The sequence below is a fragment of the Streptomyces sp. bgisy159 genome (assembly GCF_057707805.1).
Map to the genome: position 1 here is coordinate 1 of NZ_JBYIQX010000049.1, position 19,451 is coordinate 19,451.

Here is a 19,451-nt window from a genome sequence, read left to right on the forward strand (position 1 = left end):
ACGGAAAAGGCCGGAATGCCCTTGTCGTCCACCCCGGCTAGGCTCCTTGCGTGGAGGCAGCCGCCCGGCCGCGGGTCCGGACGCCGCGGGCCCCGGCCTCATGCAGGCAGGAGAAGGCCGTGAACGCACCCGCTGTGCTCCTGACGGACACGTCCGCCGGACCCGTGCGCGTGACCACTCCGGCGCCTCGGGAGACCTGGTGGCGGCTCGCGGACCAGGACCCGGCGACCAAGGTCACCCAGACCCCCGCCTGGCTCGACTGCGTCCGTGCCGGCGGGCCGTACGAGGACACCAGCCGCCTGTACGAGTTCGAGGGCGGCACCCGACTGGTGCTCCCTCTGGTGTCCCGGCGCCGGCGCCCGCGATGGCTGGAGACGGAGGAGTCCTGGCCGGCCGAGTGGGGCGTGGGCGGTCCCGTGTCCCCGGAGGGCGTCGGCCCGCGGCAGGCCCGGGCGGTCTTCGACGACCTCGCGCGGCGACCGGCCCTCCGCGTCGGCCTGCGGCTGCGTCCCGAGGACGCCGCGACGTGGGCACACGCGGCGCCGGCGGGCTTCCGGGAGGATCTGCACACGGTCCATGTGCTCGGCCTCGACGGCGGGTTCGGCGCCGTCTGGGAGCGGCGCTTCCACCCGAGGATGCGGCGCGACGTCCGCCGCGCCCAGCGCTCGGACGTCGAGGTGGAAGTGGACCGCACCGGGCGTCTGGTCCCGGAGTTCTACGCGCTGTTCCAGCAGTCGATCGAACGCTGGGCGGCCCAGCAGCACGAGCCGCTGGCGCTCGCCCGGTGGCGCAGAACGCGCGCCTTCCCCAGGAAGCGCGTGGAGACGGTTGCCGAGCGGCTGGGAGAGGCGTGCGCGATCTGGGTGGCCCGGCACGCCGGGGAGCCTGCGGCGGCGATCGTCGTCCTGCGCCACGGAACGCACGCCAAGATGTGGCACGCGGCCATGAACAGGGACCTGGCCCATCCGGTCCGGGCCACCCCCCTGCTCCACTCGCTGGCGATCGAGGACGCCTGCGCGGCGGGCTGCCGGGAGTACGACCTGGGCGGGTCCCGCCAGGGTGCGTCCCTGGCCCGGTTCAAGGACGGCTTCGGAGCGGACGTCGTCGCCTCTCCCCGCTACTACCGGGAACGGCTTCCCGTCTCCACCGTCGACCAGGGCCTGCGGAAGGCCGTCAAACGCGTGATCGGCTTCCAGGGCTGACCCCGCCGCGCGTCAGCTCCTCCTTGCGGCCCGGTGACGGACGTCGAGGGCCTTGAGCGCGATCCGCCTCAGCGCCGGACTTCCCGCCACCACCGCCCGCATACGCTGGACCGACGCCATCTGGGCGTGCCGGAGCGCCGCCGGCACGGTGCCCAGGGACACCCACCCCTCGCCCAGGGGCCGGTCGCCCGTCTTCATCTCATGCTTGTACCGCGCGTCGCCCTTTCCGAGGTCGAGGCACTCGACGCCCTGGGCCGCCGCCGCCCCGGCCATCTTCAGCAGCAGCAGGATGCCGGGTGAGAAGCGCGCGGCCTCGGGGGCGTAGGCGGGGAACCAGTACTGCAGCACCCGGCGTGAGCGCAGCCCGAAGTGGACGGCGACGGGCTGCTCGCCCGCGTACAGCGTCGACAGGATGCCCGAGCAGTCGGCTGCCCGGGTCAGGTGCAGTTCCCGCAGCAGTGCCACGACCGAGGGACCGGCGAACAGGTCCACCTGCCCCTTGGCCCGGTACTGGGCCGACTTCCACCGCATCAGCGTGTCGAGGGACACGGGCGACGGGTCGTCGAACACCAGCCGAACCTCGCCCAGGGTGCGCCGCAACCGCCGTTCCTTCGCCTCCAGTTGTCTGGTCCGTTCCCGGGACCTGGCCCTCAGCTCCGCCGCGTACGCCTCGAAGCCCTGCGCCAGGTCGATGACCGGCGACGCGGACCGGCGGACCACTCCCCTGTCGAAAGGCCCTTGGTCCGCGGTGAGATGGTCGTAGCGCCACAGGTACAGGCGACAGGCCCGCAGCAGTTCCTGTACGTCCCAGTCCAGCCCCGGGGCGTGGATCAGCCCCTGGGTGTCGCACAGACCGCTGCCGATGGGCATCCCGAGACCCAGCCTGTGGCGCTCGAAGGGGAAGTAGCCCACCGGTCCGGCCGCGTCCGAGAGTACGGCGACCCGTGCCGAGGGGCGCTGCCGTCCCACGGCCTGGGCGAACTGCGCGGACAGGAACGGGCTGGCCAGCGCCGGAGACGACTGCTGCAATGCGCTCCAGGCGGCGAGGTCTCCCGCGGCGAGGCCGTCAGGGGTGTGCACGGTCACCGTCATGGGGTGCCTCCTCTCTGCAACCGCGCGATGAGCAGGGCGTAGTCCTGGAGTGAGGATCCGGGAGTGCCGTCGTGGAGATTGTGGTCGAAGGCCCACATCAGTCCCGTGAGTCCGCAGGCCTTGAGCTGGCGCCCGGCCTCGTTCATGACGCCCGGGTGGTACGCGGCCACGTGGGGTCCCGCGCTCTCTCCGCTGACGTGGAAGCCGTAGTGGGCGGCGATCCGGGAAACCCACCGCACCGACGACCACGCCCGCACACGGGCCTCCGGCCCGCTGCCCCGGGCGAGGGCGTCGAGGTCGACGGCGCGGTCCGCAGACCGGCAGGCGTTGTTCCTCGGCGTGCCGGATCCGTCCACCAGGGCCGTGGACACCAGTTGGACGCCGGGCCGGTGATCGATGAGCCCGATCGTGCGGTAGAAGCCGGCGCCTCGGCTGAGGAGCCCGCCGACGGCGGTGGCCCCCAGGTGGTCGCGCAGGGCGGCGGACAGGTCGCCCGGATAGAACCCGGCGCCGGGGACCAGCACCAGCAGACGTCCGGTGTAGCCCAGCGCCTCGTACTGCCGGATCTGCCAGTTCACCGCATCGGCCAGCGCGCTGAGATACCAGTCGTACCACCGGGACACCTGCCCCGTGGCCATGGGTGCGCCCCGATACTCGGGCTGCCCCGGCCGCCACCCGGGGAAGGGATTCGGCGCCACGGTCGCGGGCCGGCCGGGATCCGCTCCGCCCGCCTGCGCGTGCCGGTCGAAGGCCCAGTACGACGCGTGGCCCCGGGTGTCCGGGGCCGGCCGCGGATAGGTGAACTCTCCGGTGTCGTTCACACCGATGCGCAAGGCCCAGAAACTGCCCAGGCCGATCTGCCGGTCCAGACGTCGCAGATAACCTGCCACCTCGTTGCGGACCTCCTGGCTGAACACCAGGTTCGGGGCCTCGGTGAAGCGTGCGCCGTCCTGGTCGGTGAAGGCGGCGTCCGGATACCTGTCGAAGAGCCAGGCCGGCGGGCTGTTGAGGCCGAGGCCCGCCTCCACACGCAGGCCCGCGTCGTGGAAGACCCGCACCTTCTCCTTGATCGTGGCGACGTAGCCCTGGTCCACCTGCCCGGGAGCCGGTTCGAACCGGTTCCAGTGGACCGTCATATGGGCCACGCCGATCCCGTGGTCCGCGCTCGCGCGTGCGGTGCGCGGGCTCGTCTGAAGCGTGCCGAAGAAGTACCTCTCCTGGTGGCCGTTGTCGTTGCCGAGCCGGCTGAAGGAGAGCCCTGCGGCGACGACGGCGACGACGGCGACGGCGACGGCGACCGCCAGGCACACGGCCCACCGGCGGCTGCGCAGGCGCCTCCCGGCGCACCCGGACCGGTCCGTCATGGCAGCAACTCCTCGTACAGGCTGGTGTACTGCGCCAGGAACCGCGCCTCGCCGAAGTGCTCCTCGACCACCGCGCGGCCCCGCTCCGCCAGTTGCCGCCACCACCGGGGCCGTTCCCACAACTGCACCAGGAGGCGGCCGGTGCCGAGGCAGTCTCCCGGTGCGGACCGCACCACGGTGTCGTGCAGTGACTCGAACTGCGGAAGCCCGCTCAGGATGACGGGGCGCCCGGTGGCCAGGGCCTGGAGCACCGTGAGTGGAATGTCCGCCTTGCCGCCGAGCGTCCGTGGGACGTAGAGGAGGACGTCCGCGGAGGCCATGAGACCGTGCATGTCGTCAACGTGCCCCAGCACCTCCGTCTCGGGCAGGCCCGCACGGGCCGCGCGGGCCCGCAGCGCGCGCTCCCGCGCCCGCGTGTCCTGCCCCGGCCGGTCTCGCAGGGCAAGCACCAGCCGGAAGCGGGCTCCGGCACGCGAGGCGACCGCCGCCGAAGCGAGGGCTTCCTCGGCACCGCCCCCCTCGTCGTGGTGTCCGGTGACCAGCACGGTCGGCGGCTCCGCGGACGGACGGGGCCGCCAGGGCCACGCGTCGAGCGGGACGACGGGCGAGATCACGCGGACGTCCTGGAACCCGGCGGTGCGCAATGCCTTCGCGGTGGCCTCGGACAATGCCACGGTGGGCCCGAGCGGATGGCACTGCGCGAGAAGAGCGGGGTCCATGACGCCGGGGACGGTGTGCAGGACCGGAGTGCCGCCGAGGAGCCTCGGCCAGACTCGGGAGAACCGGGGGAAGCCGCTGCCGATCGTCAGCACGGCATGCACGAGATCGCACCGCCGGCCCAGCACCGTTCCGGCGGCCGCCGCCTGCACCCGCTCCGGCAGGTGGGGAACGCCGTCCCGGGAGGCGAGGGGCACCGGCGTCCCCGGGATGTCCCGCACCATCGCGTCAGGTCGCGGCCATTTCCGGAACCAGCGGTAGCGCACGTTCGGGACGCCCCGCGCCAGGGCCATCGCGAGGTCGGTGTCCCCTCCCAGCCCCCCGTCCACCGGGCCGCTGGTGAGGAGCAGGACCCGAGGACGGCAGCGGTCGTCAGCGGCCATGGTCGGCCCCCGTACGCAGGCCCCAGGCCGGCGAGGGCGCGTGCTCCGTCCCGGGCGGTGGCAGCGGCAGCTCGTACAGCGCCAGGGTGCCGTAGGAGCGCCCGGAGAAGGAGAACACCAGGCGCCCCTCGTCCGCGAGGGCCCGGGCCGTACGGGCGTCCATCCGGCCGTACCCCTGGTCGATCACCTTCCAGGGGACGACCAGATAGCGCGCGTGCGCGCGGGACCGGTCCTGGCGTGTGACCCAGTCGCCCATCCTGTACTTGTCCCGCAGCGCCCATGACGAGACGCCGCCGCTGGCCCCGCCGTCGGCTGCGATGACGGCACTGCCCGCGGGCACGTGCTTGTCCATGTAGTCGCGCAGTTCGGCGTAACCGTCGTCGTGGCCGGTGCGCACCTTGGCGTAGGAGGTGCCGGAGAAGGCGAGGGCCGCGGCGAGGAAGCCGACGGTGGCCAGCAGCAGGACACGGCGCCGCTTGCCCCGGCCGTTCCGCTGCCGGTACCACTGCATCCCGACGGAGAGGGCGGCGCCCAGCGCCACGAGAGTCGGCACGATCAGCAGGTACAGCGCCTGTTCCTCCAGCGTGCCCTGGGCGAGCGCGAACAGCAGGGTGAGCCCGGCGCACAGGTGGAACAGCGCCAGCATCCTGAGCACGGGGTCCTTGCGGCGCAGCAGAACCACCAGAGCGATCGGTCCCGCGAGCAGGAGCGCGTACGTGGACGCGTAGGTCGTCACCTGGTCGGTGAGCCGACTGGTCAACGCCGGAGTGCCGGGCGCGTTGAACCCGGACTCCTGGACGATCCCGATCAGGCGGGCCGCCCCGTGGTACTTGGCGTACCAGAACGGGGAGATATGGCCGCTCAGGCCCACGAGGCCCACGTACAGGCCGTACGGCAGCAGGCTCACTCCCAGCGTGATGAGCATCAGCCGCCGCGGCGCGCCCCAGCCCAGGGACAGTGCGATGAGCAGCGGCAGGAGAGTGATCAGAGCCGAGTGGTCCTTGGTCAGCAGCGCCAGCCCGAAGAGCAGACCGGCCGCCGCGGCCCTGAGGCGGGGCCGACCCGGCAGCGGCTCGCGGGACAGGGTGAGGAGCACCAGGTATCCGGCCAGTACGAACAGCATGGTCTGGGTGTCCAGCATCACCCGGTCGTTCTGCCGGATGATGTACGGGTCCAGCGCGAACAGCAGGGCGGCCGCCACGCCGGCCGTGCGGGATCCGGCCATGGTGACCAGGAGCAGCACCAGGACGGCCGTGGCGGCACCCAGGAGAACGTTCACCAGCCGGGCCTGGTACACGCCGGTGACGAGGTCGGGGCTGAAGCCGACGAGTTTGCCCCAGCCCGCCTGCACGTAGAAGTAGCCCGGCGGATGCAGGAAGAAGAGACCCTCCGAGGTGCGGGGGAATCCGCCCTGCGCGGCGCTGACGCCCAGTTTCCGGTAGATCAGCTCGTCGACGAAGAGGTCGGCGGAGCGGCCCACGTTCACCAGGCGCAGGGCCAGGGCGAACAGGAAGACGCCGCCCGCCAGGACCGGCGTCGACACTCTCCGGGAGGTCTGCCGGGGCAGGGTCCGCACGTGGGGTGCCTCCGCAACGGTCATGGGGAGTCTCCGGGGAAGAGGTAGAACTCGGGGGCGAGCGGGACCTGCCCGCCGGGGAACATGGCCCGGGCCTGCGTGCGGTAACCGAGGATCGAGGCCGCTTTGGCTTGCAGCCCCAGGGTCCAGGCCACGGGCCGGCCGAGGTTGTTGCGTCGTACGAAGGCGGCGTCGGGGACACCGCTCTGGTCGTAGGGGAAGTCGGCGTAGTAGACCACGCGGCGCCCGCTCAGCTCGGCTGCGGTCCTGACCAGCAGATGGTCGGCGTGCCCGCCGACTGCGAGCGGCGCCAGGATCAGCGGCCCGCTGCCGCCCGGTGTCCCGGAAACGTCCAGCGCCCTGACGACACGGGTGAGGTCCCGCAGCAGGCCGTCGTCGTGCGGTGAGATGCTCCCGGCGGCGAGATGCGCGCGGTACGTGGGGTAGACGTGATCCCGTTCGGGCAGCACCCGGCTAGCCCGGCGGCCGCCCTCCGTCTTGCGGCGGAAGAGCCCGTCGGTGAATCCCGCGTGCCGCCAGGCGACGCCCATGGCCTCGAGTACCTGACGGTCCTCGGCGCGCCGTGCCGCGTACAGTTCCTTCGCGTCCCGCACCCCCGCCAGTCGCAGGCAACGGCGTGCGGACAGGGTGTACGGCGGCGGGCCGCCGTTCGTGAACAGGGTGAGGACGGTGACGGGCACCTGCCGCCGGGCGTGGGCCATCAGTGCCCCGCAGGACAGCACCGCGTCGTCGGCGTGGGGTGACAGCACCACGATCGGACCGCCTTGTGCGACCGTGTCGGTGACGGCCTCAGAAGTCATCGCGGATCGCCTCCCGCCGTCCCGTGGCGGCAGCGGTGGACGCCAGCACGCCGCGCACCAGATCCGCATACCGTTCGGTCATGCCCTCCCAGGTGTACTGCTGCGATGCCGTATGCGCCTGTCGGCCGAGCGCACGGCGGACGTCCGGCTCCCCGGCGAGGCGGCCGATCTCCTTGGCCAGCGCCTCGACGTCGAAGGGGGGAACGCTGACGTTCCCCTTGCCGTCCATCCAGCGCAGAGAGGGCAGGTCGAAGTGGATCACCGGCTTGCCGTGCGCCATGCTCTCGAGCGCCACGAGGCCGAAGGTCTCGCTGCGTGAGGGCATGACCATGAAGGCGCTCTCCGCCAGCAGTCGTTGCTTGGGTTCGTGGTCGAGGTAGCCGAGCCAGCGGGCGTCGCCGCCGGTCCGGGCGAGCATCGCCTTCACCTTGCGTTCCTCGGCCGGTGTGCCGTGTCCGGCGATGTACAGGGGCAGCTCCGGGGCGGCCGCCTCGTAGGCCTTGAGCAGCAGGTCCAGCCCTTTCAACCGCACGTCCACCCGGCCCAGGAAGAGGATGTGCCCGCCGCCGCCGAAGGAGGAGTCGTCGACGTACTGCTGGTCCACGCCGTTCTCGATGAGGTGTACCGCCGCCTTGGGGCTGTGCCTCCGGGCGTCCGCGGCGTCCGCCCGGTTCAGGACCACCAGGTGCCGGTAGCTGCGAAAGCCGAGGTGCTCGAGGGGGAAGGCGGGAATGCGGTACTTCAGCCAGGTGGCCTCCCCGCAGCGGCACTGGTTGATCCCGATGACGGGCCGCCCGGAGAGGCGGGGCAGAAGGCCGGTGGTGAAGGGCGGCGTGAGGTTCTCCAGCCACACGTCGTGCCGGACCCTCCGCGCGATGAGGGGCAGTGCGGCCTGGAACAGCAGCTGGGCGGCTCGCGGACCGGCCCAGCAGACCGGTACGAAGCGGTATCGCAGCCCGTCGCGTACCAGGGTCCCGCCGTGTCGCGCCGCGGTGACCACGGTGACGTCGAATTCCTTCGCAAGCCGCCGGGCGACGTGTTCGACGACGACCGATCCGCCGCCGCGGTAGCTCGTGTTCCGGCTGTCGTCGAAGTTCGAGATCACCACCTGCCCGCGCCGGGAGGGGGCGGCGCCGTCGCCGGTGCCGTCGTGGCCCGCTCGCAGGCGCGGCAGCGTGCCGTCGTGCGAGGCGAACGACCGCACGGCGGTGTCCGCGGCGGCGGCCGGCGTGGTGGCGAGTGCGTCGAGTGGGACGACGCCGCCCGCGGCGGGCGCCCAACGGCGGTAGCGTTCCTGCCAGCGCCGACCCGGCTCCCTGCCGTCGTCCGCGCCGCCGTCCGCCTCTGCCGCGCTCTTCAGGAGCAGCGTCACATCGTAGGCACCGGCCAGGCGGCTGAAGAGCGCGGCGGTCCGTGAGCCGGCCGAGGGGTCGAACTTCGCCAGGCAGTCGAGCGGCCCTCGGTCCGTGAGTATCACGCTCGGGCGGCCCGTGAGGCCGCGCACCGCGGCTCGGAGCCGCGCCGCGCCCAGCCGCGCCGCGATCTCGGACGCGTCGATGCGGGCGTGGACGGCGTCGAACCAGGCCCCCGCCGGGGACCGCGAGCCCGCCGGCTGCGCCGACCGGGGACGTCCGGGGAAGCGGCGGCACAGCACGCAGCCGTAGCAGTAGGTCCTCGTGACCGTGTAGCCGCGTCGACGCAGCGTCGCGACCACCTGGTGGACCAGGGTCGTCTTGCCGGAGTCGTCGGGGCCGGAAACCGCCACCAGGAGGCCGCCGGAAGAGCCGAGGTGCCTCCTCAGCCCGGTACCGACGCTCGGTGCGGGGCCGCGGCGCGGCTTGCGGGAAGCGTGTCGAAGGCTCATGAGGTACCTCGCTTCCGGGACTTGGCAACGCACAGCGGCACCCTGAGCGCTGCCTCGCGTACGGCGCCCGCGATGTGCTTCTCGCGCAGCAGCCGGGGGGTGTGCTCCGCCGCCACGCGAAGCGAGACCGGGACGGGAAGCGGCACGGGCAGGGCGAGGGCCTCGCCGCGGTCGAGCCTTCCGATGGCCGCGACGGCCGTCGACAGGGCATGGCTGTGGGCGGTGCCCCAGCCCTCCCGGCCCGCTTCCCGTCGGGACTCGGCAACCACTTCGGGCCGCAGGAGCGGCCGGACGGCAAGCAGTTCGGACAGCTCGAAGGACAGGTTCTGGAAGAGCGCGTGGGCGAGCCAGATGCGCAGGCGGTCGGCCGGACAGGGCTCCAGCCAGGGGGCGCCCTGCGCGGCGCGGGCGCCCGCGAACAGCCGGGCGTTGGGCATGACGGGGACGCCGAACCAACCCACCGACGCGTGCAGATGGGCGGCAGGCCCGCTCGCAGGCCACAGGAACACCTTCGACGAGCGCTCCAGCCAGTACCGCTCGCGGCGCACCCACCAGCCGGACAGGGCTCTCTCCGCCGCCGCCCACTGCCCGTCGGGGACCACCAGGTCGAAGTCGCCGCCGAGGTGCTCGCCCGGCTCGTCGGCCTTGATGAGGACGCTCGGGACACCAGCGGTCAGCAGACGCTGCGTAGCCTCGAGCACAGTGCTGCGAAACACCGCGTCGCGCTGTTCCACCTCGGTCACGGCCGCGGCCAGCTGCCGCGGGTAGGCCCGGGCCAGCAGGGCCTCCGTCCGGCAGGCTCGGGCGACCCGCATGGCGTCGCGCAGCTCGTCGTCCCCCGCGGGCCGCGCGTCGCGGCGCCACACGGCGTCGAGGAGGAGCCGGAGGGGTGCGGTGTCGCCGTTCGGGTGCCCGTCGCCCGGGTGGCCGCCGCCGTGCCTGACGCCGACCGCGTCGGGTGCGTGCGCGGCACCCGCGGTCGCCGTGGATGCTCGTGCGGGCCGCGCCGGGGTGTCCTGCGCAGGTCCCGAGGCCTCCGACGGCCCCTGCGCGGCGGCCGTGGTGCGGTGGCGCAGGAAACGAACGGTCGCCAGGACCGCCACGGCCGTCGCGGCGATCAGCCACACGACGGGGACCGGGCGCAGCGCCACGAGCACGCCGATGACGACGATCGGTTCGACCATCGGCAACTGCGCGAAGACGTGGAAGCCCTGCCTGCGTACCAGCAGGTGTGCCACCAGCAGCAGCGCCGCCACCGCGCCGCAACAGCCGCCGATCGCGAGCCCGAGCACTCCCGCAGCCTTCCAGCCGGCCAGCAGACCCGCGACGAAGAGCAGCACTCCGACGGCCTGACGGTACTGGCAGGACTGGTCGTTGACCGCCTGGAAGAAGGTGGAGACGAGGTTGATGCCGCCGACGGCGAATCCCGAAACCGCGGTGAACACCACCAGCCGGCTGATCAGGCCGTAGTCGGACGGGAAGACCACGTCGAACACCTCGGGTGGTGTGGTCGCGTACACCGCCGTGAGGGGAAGGGCCACGATGAGGTACATCCGCATGGCACTCCCGGCCAGCGGAGTTCCCATGCGGCGCCGGGACAGCGCGGGGAAGAAGGCGACCGAGATGGCGCCCGCCAGGAAGAGGGGCGCCCGGCCCATCATCACGCTCGCCTGGTAGCTGGCCGTGGCCGGGCCGTCGGCCGGGAGCAGGGTGATCAGGACGAGGTCGACGGAGGCCATCAGGGCCACCAGGCTCTGCACCGTGCCCAGCCCGAGCGCACGTCGCCACAGGTCGCGGTTGGCGCGTGCGTCCGCCCACCATCCGCCCCCGCGAGTCATCCGGTACGGCCACCAGATCAGCAGGGGGACCGCGGCGACCCCGAAGGCTGCCAGGGCACCCGTGGCCCCGAACCCGAGGACCGAGACGAGGAACAGGCCGACCACGACCTTCAGGACCGCCTCACCGGTGAGGGCCCAGGCCAGGGTGCGCATCCGCTCGGTGCCCTGGAGCCAGCCGCCGCTGACCCGCGTGACGTAGATCAGAAGGGTGGCACCGCCCAGGGCGGCGACCGTGCCCGCGCCGGCGAACCGGGTGGCGACCAGGGCGACCGCCGCGCTCGCCAGAACGCCGCCGGTCACCGCGATCACCACGGAGAATCGCACGGCATCGCTGCGGTCGGCCTGCGAACGGGCGCGTGCCAGAGCCTGCGCCAGCACCCAGGGGATCGCGACGAGCGCCACGGTCGCGGCGCAGAGCACCAGCCCCTGCCCCGCGGCGAAGGTCGCGAAGTCGTCGACGTTCAGCAGCCGTGTCAGCAGCAGGGCGTAGCCGTAGTTGAGTGCACCGATGATGAGCCATGCCGCGGTGATCCAGCGCGCTCCCTGAACGGCGGTGACATCGTCGGATCGGGCGCCCGCGCGGTGGACCGAGGTGCTGAGGGATGTCATGGCGTGGTCCGGTCGCTGTCGCCGAGAGCGCCGCCGAGGCGGACGGGAAGCGGGCCGGCCGCCGGTTCCGGCCCTGTGGGAACGATCGTTCCCACCAGGACGTCCTGGCGGCTCGCCAGGGAGAGTTCGTCCGGGTCGACCCCCAGGCGCCCCAGTGCCCGTACGGCGCGGACCTCGTCGCAGCCGTGCAGGAGCACCCGGAAGGTGTTCCCCTGGCGGTCCCAGGCGTCGGTCAGCCGCAGGGCGTTGCGGAGGAAGCGCTCCATCGCGTCGCCGTCCGCCACGAGGAAGCTGCCGATGACCGAGAGATCGCTCGGCCGGCGGCGCGAGTGCCGGTGCCGTCGCGTCCGCGTCATCTCCTCCAGGACCACGGCGGCCAGCCGCTCGGCGCTGCTGTCCCAGGAGAACGTGGCCGCCCAGGACCGGCACCGGGCCGCCGCCCGCTCCCGCGCGGCGGGGTCGGCGAGTGAGCCCAGCGCGTCGGCGATCCCGTAGGCCAGATCCGATTCCGGGGGCAGGAGCCATCCGGTCCGGCCGGGCCGGACCGCGTCGCGCAGACCGGGCACGTCGTAGACGACGGCAGGGGTACCGACGGCGTTGGCTTCGATGACCGTCAGGCCCCAGCCCTCGGCCACGGAGGGGGCGACCGTGAGCCACGCCCGGGCCAGCATCTCCCACTTGCGTGCCTCGCTCACCCGGCCGTGGAAGGAGACGGCGCCGCCGACCCCCTCGCGCACGGCGAGGGCCCGCAGGTGGTCGAGTTCGCTTCCGTCACCGGCGATGTCGAGGTGTATGTCCGGCATCTTCTGCGTCAGCGTGGGCATCGCCCGCACCAGCAGTTCCAGCCGCTTCTGCGGGACGAGTCTGCTGACGACCGCGATGGCGGGCGTGCGGCTGCGTGGCACACCGAGCGCGGCCCGTGGTCCGTCACAGGCGCTGACGGGCGGGGACCCGTTGGGCACGATGTAGGCGGGGTTGTGGAAGCCCAGTTCGCGCCGGATCCCCTCCAGGGTGGACGGCGAGACCACGACGACCGGCCGCCCGCGGTAGACGGCGCGGCTGACCTGCTTCTCCAGGAGCCGGCCGACGATGTTCAGCGGCCGGGGCAGGAGCATGTCGAACTGGTTCTGGTGGACGTGGTGCACCACGCACAGGTCAGCGGTCCAGCGGGGGCTGAAGAGCGGTGAGAAGAAGGGAATGCCGTTCTGGCAGTCTATGACGGCGTCGTAGGCGTGCCGGTGGCTCAGCAGGTGCCGGGCCGCCGCGGCGTAGACACCGTAGGTGCCGCCGCCGCGCAAGATCCGTATGCCCTCGGACATCGAACTGGGCGGCGATCCCGGGTGGCGCGCGGTGAACACCGTGACGCGGGCGCCCGCCTCGCTGAAGCGGCGGGCGGTCTGCCAGCAGTACTCCTCGGCGCCGCCGGCCTGCGGATGGGAGGGATCACGCCAGTTGAGGAAGAGGATGTCGGCTCGAGCGAGCTCGTTCAGTGCAGTCATGGCGGTCACCCCCGGACCCTTGAGATCCTGATCAGATCGGCCATCGAACGCAGACCGTCCCGGCGTGCCGAGAACGTCGATCCCGGCACGTCGCACCAGCTGACCGGCACTTCGGTCACGCGGTGTCCCCGGCGTTCGAGGCGGGCGAGTATCTCCACGTCGAAGGCGAAACCGTCGACGCGGCAGTCACGGACGACCTCGCGGATGAGCGGTCCGTCGAAGAACTTGAAGCCGCACTGTGTGTCGGCGACGTCGGGGATCGTCAGCCGGGCCAGCTGCCTGAAGGCCCAGCCGCCGCAGCGGCGGAGCGAGGGCTGCTCCGTCTCGTAGCGGGCTCCGGGGGCGCGCCGAGAGGCGATCACCGCCGGGTGGCCCTGCTCGAGCAGGACCATGATCTGGTCGAGCGTTGCGATGGGGGTGGCGCTGTCGGCGTCGGCGAATCCCACGTACCGGGCCGAAGAGGTGGCGATGCCCCGGCGGACGGCGGCTCCTTTCCCGTGATCGCTGCAGCCGATGGTGCGGACGGGGACCGGTGCGCGGGCGAAGCGCTCCACGACGTCGCGGGTGCCGTCGGCGCTGTCGTTGTCCACCACCACGACGGCGGAGGTCCAGGGCCGGGCGGCGAGGTGGTCGACGGTGACGCCGATGGTGGACGGCAGACGGCGTTCCTCGTTGAACGCCGGGAGGATCAGCTCCAGATCCACCATCGGACGCACGAGCCTGAAAGCCATCACGGATCGCCGCCTTCCCATGGACGCCGGAGGAGGGCGGCCCGGTGATGTTCTCCGGGTTCCGGATCGCCGCCCGGGGCGGTGCCCGAGCCGCCCGGGCGGCGACGCCCGGCCGTCCGCGGGGCGGCTCCGGGGGCCCGGTGGCGGCATATCGGCGACCAGCGCCTGGGCACGTTGCAGACCTCGCTCGTCGTCGCCTCGGTGATCCTGTCGGACGCACGGCGGCACCGGACGTTGCCCGCCTGGGCGGCGGAGGGGCGGGAGGACGCGCGCCTCGGCCAGTCGGTCGCACGGCGCAGTGGGTGGGGAACGACAGCGGTCGGGGAGTGGCCGGCCGCAGCAAGAGACTTCATGAATGGCACCTAAAGAGATGATTACGGCGTATACATACACTTTCGTCCGGTCTTTCCGTGGAGTCAAGGCGAGCCCGTTGGGGTGTGCCTCTACGTCCTCCGTCCAGGCTGGGGGGTCATGCAGGGCCGTGAAGAAGGCGGCGGGGCAGGGGGCGTGGGGGCCGCTCACGGGCTCGTGCCGACTTGCCCGACTGAAGGGTGAAACTGTATGTTTACAACGTAAATATGCGTGCGAACCACGCGCAGGCGCCGCGGCCGCACTCTCCGGACGTCCGGCCCTCCGCCTCTTCGGCCGACCGGTTCGAGAGGACGGCGACGCGTTCATGAGTGCTCCCATCGAGGACTACGCCCTCCTCAGCGACCTGGAGACGGCCGCCATGGTCGGCCGGAACGGCTCCGTGGACTGGCTGTGTCTGCCCCGGTTCGACTCGGAGGCCTGCCTGGCCGCGCTGCTGGGCACGCAGGACAACGGCTTCTGGCGGGTCGCCCCGGCTGCCGCGGCCGGGGCCCGCGCCCGCCGCGCCTACCGGCCCGACACGCTGGTCCTGGACACCTGGTGGGAGACCGCCGAGGGAGTCGTCCGGGTCACCGACTTCATGCCGCCCCGTACCGAGGCGCCGTGCATGGTCCGCGTGGTCGAGGGGGTGTCGGGGGCCGTGCGTGTGCGCAGCGAGCTGCGCCTGCGCTTCCACCACGGCCGCGTGGTGCCCTGGGTCCGGGCCCGCGACGAGGGCAGCGTCGCGGTCGCCGGGCCGGACGCGGTGTGGCTGGCCGCGGACGGTGCGGTGCAAGCGCTCGGCCGGGAGGGCTCCACCGTCTGGGACGTCACCGTCCCGGCCGGCCGGCGGCTCGCCCTGACCCTGGTGTGGGCGCCCTCGCATCACCCCGGGCCGCCCGCCGCGATGGGCGTCCCGGCGGAGACGCTGCTGAAGGAGACCGACGACTTCTGGCGCGACTGGGCGGGCCGGTGCCGGTACCAGGGGCCGTGGCGGGACGCCGTGGTGCGCTCGCTCATCACCCTGAAGGCGCTCACCTGCGCTCCTACCGGGGGCATCGTCGCCGCACCCACCACCTCGCTGCCCGGGTGCATCGGCGGTGATGCCAACTGGGACGACCGGTGCTGCTGGCTGCGCGACTCCACCCTCACTCTGTCGTGCCTGCTGCGCAGCGGGTACCGGGAGGAGGCACGCGCCTGGCTCGGGTGGCTCATGCGGGCGGTAGCGGGAGACCCGGCCGATCTGCAGACCGTGTACGGTCTGGGCGGCCAGCGGCTGCTGCCCGAGACCGAGGCGCACTGGCTGACCGGGTACGAGGGGTCCCGCCCGGTGAGGTTCGGGAACTCCGCGGCCGGCCACTTCCAGCTCGACGTGCACGGCGAGGTCCTGGACACGCTCCTGCTGTGCCTGCGGGCGGGGATCCCCATGCCCGCCCACGGGTGGGACGTGATCGAAGCGCTGATGGGTTTCCTGCAACGGCACTGGCGTGAGCCCGACCAGGGGCTGTGGCAGGAGCGGGGCCCGCGGCGGCAGTTCGTCCACTCCAAGGTCATGGTGTGGGTGGCCGCCGACCGGGCGCTGCTCATGGCGGAGCTGCTGGGACGCAACGGATCATCGGCCGGGTGGCGGGTCCTGCGCGACGAGGTGCGCCGGCAGGTCCTGCGCAGGGGCTGGGACGCCGAGCGGCGGTCCTTCGTGCAGTCCTACGGTTCGGCCGGTCTGGACGCCTCCGCCCTGCTGATGCCCCGGCTCGGCTTCCTGCCCGGCCGGGACCCGAGGGTGCGGTGCACCGTCCGTGAGATGCGTCGACTGGAGCACGGCGGTTTCGTACGCCGGTACGCCCCCGACGGCGGCGGCGCGGACGGCCGTGAGGGCGCGTTCGTGACGTGCTCCCTGTGGTATGCCGACGCCCTCGCCGCGACCGGTCGCGGCGCACAGGCCCGCGAGGTCTTCGAGCGGGTTCTCGGCGTCCGCAACGACGTGGGGCTGCTGTCGGAGCAGTGGGACCCGGACGCCGGTCGCCAACTGGGCAACGCACCCAAGGCGTCCAGCCACATCGCGCTGGTGGAGACGGCGTTCGCGCTGTTCGGCGGGCGCAGGACGGCAGCACGGTAGGCCGATCCTCGGGCGGCCCGGGGGCCCTTGTACGCGGAGCATCCGATCAGAGCGCAGCCCCCAGAACTCCTTGGTCTGGCACGGTCACGCCCCGCCCCCCTCGGGCCGCCCGCCCCCGTCCTGCCGGCGCAGCACCTCCTCGCCCTGCTCCACCGTCATCGGCGCCGCGAACAGGTAGCCCTGCCCGAACCGGCACCCGATGCCCGTCAGCAACTCCTGCTGCGCCGACTCCTCGATGCCCTCGGCGATCACCTCGAGGCCCAGTTCGTCCGCGAGGTGGATGATTCCCTGGACGAGCGCCACCTGCCGGGTGTTGTGTGCGAGGTCGTCGATGAACGTCTTGTCGATCTTGAGTACGTCGACGGGGAGCTCTCGGAGGTAGCGCAGCGACGAGAAGCCGCTGCCGAAGTCGTCGACCGCGATGCGCACCCCCAGGTCCTTCATCTCGCCGACGAGCCTGTCGAGTTCCCGGTCGCGCCGCATGAGCACCGACTCGGTGATCTCCAGCAACAGTGCCCCGGGGGCGAGACCGGCGGCGTCGAGAGCGCCGCACACCTCGTCGAGGAACTCCGCGCCCCGCCACTGGTGGGCGGAGACGTTGACGCTGACGTACGGCGCCGCGAACCGCCGGGAGGTGTTGTGCCGCAGCCGGGCGACGTCTGCCGCCGCGTGGTGCAGTACCCAGGCGCCCAGCGGTGAGATCTGCCCGGTCTCCTCGGCGAGCGGGATGAACTGTTCCGGCGGCACCAGACCGTACCGGCTGTGCCGCCAGCGGACCAGGGCCTCGAACCCGGCGACGTCGCCCGTGGCGAGGTCCACCACCGGCTGGTAGCGCAGGGCGAACTGCCCCCTGCTCACCGCCTCGTTCAGGCGCGCCAGGAGTTCGTGCCGTTCCGCCATGCGGGTGCGCTGCTGGGGCCGGAAGCGGCGCCACTGCCGTTTCCCGGCGGCCTTGGCCGCGTACAGGGCGAGATCGGCGAGGCCCAGCAACTCGTGCGCGTCCGTGCTGTCCCGGGCCGTGGCCACGCCGACACTGGCGGAGACGTTCACCAGGTCGCCGGAGAGGTGGAAGGGCTGGCTCAGGGTCTGGATCACCTGCGCCGCGAGGAGCTCGCCGTCGAGGGACTGCTTCACGTCCTCCATCAGGACCGCGAACTCGTCGCCGCCGAGCCGGGCGGCGGTGTCGCTGCGGCGCAGCATCCTCGACAGACGCTCACCCACGGCGCACAGCAGTCGGTCGCCGACCGAGTGGCCCAAGGTGTCGTTGACGTTCTTGAAGTCGTCCAGGTCGATGAAGAGCAGACAGGTGACGGCGGGATCCCGGCGGGCGCGCAACAGGGCGCGCTCGGCCCGCTCCAGCAGCAGGGTGCGGTTGGGAAGGCCGGTCAGGGGATCGTGGAAGGCCCGCTGGGTGAGTTCGAACTCCAGCCGCCGCTGTTCTGTGACGTCCCGGAGGGTGACGACCAGACCGGCCACCGTCGTGTCGTCCCGCAGGTCGCGGCATCTGACCTCGACCTCGATGTGCTCCACCCCCTCGGCGTCCTGCGGGGCCGGCGTGACCCACCAGTGATCGTGGACTTCCTGCCGCCCGTCTTCGTCGAGGGCCTCCAGGGTGCGGTCCACCTGGCCCCGGTCCGGCGGGTCCACCAGTTCCCGCAGCCGCGTACCGGCCAGATCGGCCCGCCCGAAGACGGCACGCGCCGACGGGCTGGCATAGCGGACCGTCGTGTCCTCGTTGACGATGATGATGACGTCCGAGGCGTTGTGCACCAGGGTGCGGAAGTAGGCTTCGTTCTTGTTGCGGATGGTCTCGTTGCGCAGGGCGAGGCGTTCCGTCGCCAGGCCGGCGTGCCAGGCGAGGATCTCCAGCGCGTCGCGTATCTCGGTCAGTCGGCGCTCGGGCCCCGCTGCCACCAGCAAGTCCGCAAGCACGCCGCCCCCCGGCCCCTCGGGCTGGACCAGGGGGCACAGCAGCGCCATGGGCAGTTCCCCGAGCCGCTCGGCGAGGGCCGGGCCGAGTGCCGGGACGGGGACCATCACGTCGAGGTACCGGGCAGGCCCTGCCGGCCCGTTCCCACGCGGCCCGGCGCTCTGCACGCCGTCCCGGTCCGCGGTGCCGGCGGGGCGGAGCAGCGGGTGCAGCACGGCGGACTCCCGGGCCGGTAGCAGGACCGTCGCGTGCGGGACCTTCGGCCCGAGCAACGCACCGACCGCGGCGTCGCAGGCGCGTGCGATGTCCTGCGGCCGGGCCGCCGCTCTCAGGGCGGCGGCCGCGGTGCGCACCTCGCGTTCCCGTACGACGATCTCCCGGTGCGCGGTCACCATGGCGCCCGTTCGCAGGACCACCAGCAGGAAGAGCAGAGCGGAGAAGGCGGCCACCACCGGCGCCTCGTGCATGTTGCCGTCGAGTGCCTCGTGAGCCAGGACGGCTGGTGCGATCAGCGTGGCGCCGGCCACCAGCAGCCAGCGCCAGGGCGGCGGCAGGGACGGGGACCGGGGCTCGGACGCGGTCAGCTCCACCATCGAGGGGTGCAGCGCGGCCAGCCCGTAGGCGGTGCAGAAGACGATCCCTCCGACGCCCAGCGGTGCGGCGGCCTCCCAGCGTCCGGCGATCCGGTGGGCCCCGTAGGCGACATCGAAGCAGAGCAGGGTGAGGGTGCCCAGCACGAGCAGGTGTACGGAGCGGTTGCGGTGTGAACCCGGGCGTGAGGTGAGCAGCCGGACCAGCAGCGCCAGCACCAGGACGCCGCCCAGCGGGTAGGAGATCCTGACCGCTTCCTGCAGCCAGGTCAGGTCCTCCGGCCGGGCCAGAGGCCTCATCAGGTACGCCCACACCGGAAGGGCCAGCCCGACCGTGATGATCAGCGTGTCCAGCGTGCCGGGCAGGTCGCGGTCGGCCCAGCGGTAGCGGACCAGGCCGAAGAGGGCCGTGGCGAGGAGCGGGTAGACCGCGAGACAGGAGGCGTCCGACGGCGAGGGGAACGAATCGGGGCCGGGGGAGTACGTCAGTTGCGCGCTGCGGCAGTCGCCCGCGGTGAAGGCCAGCAGCGCGGCCGCGAGCATCCCCCACGGCCAGCCGTGCCCGGGCCGGTGGACGCGGATCCCGGTCAGGACGGCGACGACGGCTGTCAGTCCGGCGACGGCCCACAGCGGAGCACGCAGCTCCGAGAAGGTCGCGCCCAGGGCGGTCACCACACCGACCAGCGCGACACAGGTTGCCATCAGCCGATGGGGCAGCAGCAAGGCACTTGCCTCCCCTGGGCGCAGGACACCGGGGCTGCATCGGGACAC

General features: G+C 72.7%; 12 protein-coding genes. 2 read left to right on the forward strand and 10 right to left on the reverse strand.

Features of this window, described 5'->3' with window-relative positions:
* Positions 1-119 precede the first annotated feature (119 nt).
* Entirely contained in the window at positions 120-1,202 is a 1,083-nt protein-coding gene (locus tag AC3ET3_RS31260) for a GNAT family N-acetyltransferase (RefSeq protein WP_432137966.1), read from the forward strand.
* Positions 1,203-1,214: 12 nt separating this feature from the next.
* On the opposite strand, the gene AC3ET3_RS31265 is transcribed toward AC3ET3_RS31260, so the two are convergent.
* Genes AC3ET3_RS31265 through AC3ET3_RS31305 form a run of 9 tightly spaced genes read right to left on the reverse strand, consistent with a single transcriptional unit; the run spans position 1,215 to position 13,696 of the window.
* Complete coding sequence (locus tag AC3ET3_RS31265) at positions 1,215-2,294, reverse strand: GNAT family N-acetyltransferase (protein WP_432137967.1); 1,080 nt, start codon at positions 2,292-2,294, stop codon at positions 1,215-1,217.
* The gene (locus AC3ET3_RS31270; RefSeq protein WP_432137968.1) at positions 2,291-3,658 is read right to left on the reverse strand and encodes a beta-galactosidase; all 1,368 of its coding nucleotides are present in this window, start codon (positions 3,656-3,658) and stop codon (positions 2,291-2,293) included. Before AC3ET3_RS31270 ends, AC3ET3_RS31265 begins: the two co-directional genes overlap by 4 nt.
* On the reverse strand, positions 3,655-4,758 hold the full coding sequence (locus tag AC3ET3_RS31275; protein WP_432155595.1) for a glycosyltransferase: 1,104 nt from the start codon (positions 4,756-4,758) through the stop codon (positions 3,655-3,657). Before AC3ET3_RS31275 ends, AC3ET3_RS31270 begins: the two co-directional genes overlap by 4 nt.
* Positions 4,748-6,358, reverse strand: coding sequence for an ArnT family glycosyltransferase (locus AC3ET3_RS31280; protein ID WP_435613324.1), 1,611 nt, complete (start codon positions 6,356-6,358; stop codon positions 4,748-4,750). The genes AC3ET3_RS31275 and AC3ET3_RS31280 overlap by 11 nt, the downstream gene beginning before the upstream one ends.
* Positions 6,355-7,155 (reverse strand): PIG-L deacetylase family protein, encoded by an 801-nt coding sequence (locus tag AC3ET3_RS31285; RefSeq protein ID WP_432137971.1) that lies wholly within the window; start codon positions 7,153-7,155, stop codon positions 6,355-6,357. The genes AC3ET3_RS31280 and AC3ET3_RS31285 overlap by 4 nt, the downstream gene beginning before the upstream one ends.
* The gene (locus AC3ET3_RS31290; RefSeq protein WP_435613325.1) at positions 7,145-9,019 is read right to left on the reverse strand and encodes a glycosyltransferase family 4 protein; all 1,875 of its coding nucleotides are present in this window, start codon (positions 9,017-9,019) and stop codon (positions 7,145-7,147) included. The genes AC3ET3_RS31285 and AC3ET3_RS31290 overlap by 11 nt, the downstream gene beginning before the upstream one ends.
* Positions 9,016-11,466, reverse strand: a complete 2,451-nt coding sequence (locus AC3ET3_RS31295; protein ID WP_432137973.1) for a lipopolysaccharide biosynthesis protein — start codon at positions 11,464-11,466, stop codon at positions 9,016-9,018. Before AC3ET3_RS31295 ends, AC3ET3_RS31290 begins: the two co-directional genes overlap by 4 nt.
* Positions 11,463-12,965, reverse strand: a complete 1,503-nt coding sequence (locus AC3ET3_RS31300; protein ID WP_432137974.1) for a glycosyltransferase family 4 protein — start codon at positions 12,963-12,965, stop codon at positions 11,463-11,465. Before AC3ET3_RS31300 ends, AC3ET3_RS31295 begins: the two co-directional genes overlap by 4 nt.
* Before the next feature lie 5 nt (positions 12,966-12,970).
* The gene (locus tag AC3ET3_RS31305; RefSeq protein ID WP_435613326.1) at positions 12,971-13,696 is read right to left on the reverse strand and encodes a glycosyltransferase; all 726 of its coding nucleotides are present in this window, start codon (positions 13,694-13,696) and stop codon (positions 12,971-12,973) included.
* Between the two features lie 676 nt (positions 13,697-14,372).
* Between AC3ET3_RS31305 and AC3ET3_RS31310 the strand changes: the two genes are divergently transcribed.
* Entirely contained in the window at positions 14,373-16,160 is a 1,788-nt protein-coding gene (locus AC3ET3_RS31310; RefSeq protein ID WP_432137976.1) for a glycoside hydrolase family 15 protein, read from the forward strand.
* Positions 16,161-16,244: 84 nt separating this feature from the next.
* Here the strand turns inward: AC3ET3_RS31310 and AC3ET3_RS31315 are convergent, their stop codons facing one another.
* Positions 16,245-19,382, reverse strand: a complete 3,138-nt coding sequence (locus tag AC3ET3_RS31315; protein ID WP_435613327.1) for a putative bifunctional diguanylate cyclase/phosphodiesterase — start codon at positions 19,380-19,382, stop codon at positions 16,245-16,247.
* Positions 19,383-19,451 lie beyond the last annotated feature (69 nt).

Excerpts from the sequence above, each read along its gene's own strand:
- AC3ET3_RS31280 (WP_435613324.1), bottom strand. The coding sequence starts at position 6,358 with ATGACCGTTGCGGAGGCACCCCACGTGCGGACCCTGCCCCGGCAGACC.
- AC3ET3_RS31305 (WP_435613326.1), bottom strand. The coding sequence starts at position 13,696 with ATGGCTTTCAGGCTCGTGCGTCCGATGGTGGATCTGGAGCTGATCCTC.
- AC3ET3_RS31295 (WP_432137973.1), bottom strand. The coding sequence starts at position 11,466 with ATGACATCCCTCAGCACCTCGGTCCACCGCGCGGGCGCCCGATCCGAC.
- AC3ET3_RS31270 (WP_432137968.1), bottom strand. The coding sequence starts at position 3,658 with ATGACGGACCGGTCCGGGTGCGCCGGGAGGCGCCTGCGCAGCCGCCGG.
- AC3ET3_RS31310 (WP_432137976.1), top strand. The coding sequence starts at position 14,373 with ATGAGTGCTCCCATCGAGGACTACGCCCTCCTCAGCGACCTGGAGACG.
- AC3ET3_RS31265 (WP_432137967.1), bottom strand. The coding sequence starts at position 2,294 with ATGACGGTGACCGTGCACACCCCTGACGGCCTCGCCGCGGGAGACCTC.
- AC3ET3_RS31315 (WP_435613327.1), bottom strand. The coding sequence starts at position 19,382 with ATGGCAACCTGTGTCGCGCTGGTCGGTGTGGTGACCGCCCTGGGCGCG.
- AC3ET3_RS31290 (WP_435613325.1), bottom strand. The coding sequence starts at position 9,019 with ATGAGCCTTCGACACGCTTCCCGCAAGCCGCGCCGCGGCCCCGCACCG.
- AC3ET3_RS31300 (WP_432137974.1), bottom strand. The coding sequence starts at position 12,965 with ATGACTGCACTGAACGAGCTCGCTCGAGCCGACATCCTCTTCCTCAAC.
- AC3ET3_RS31275 (WP_432155595.1), bottom strand. The coding sequence starts at position 4,758 with ATGGCCGCTGACGACCGCTGCCGTCCTCGGGTCCTGCTCCTCACCAGC.
- AC3ET3_RS31285 (WP_432137971.1), bottom strand. The coding sequence starts at position 7,155 with ATGACTTCTGAGGCCGTCACCGACACGGTCGCACAAGGCGGTCCGATC.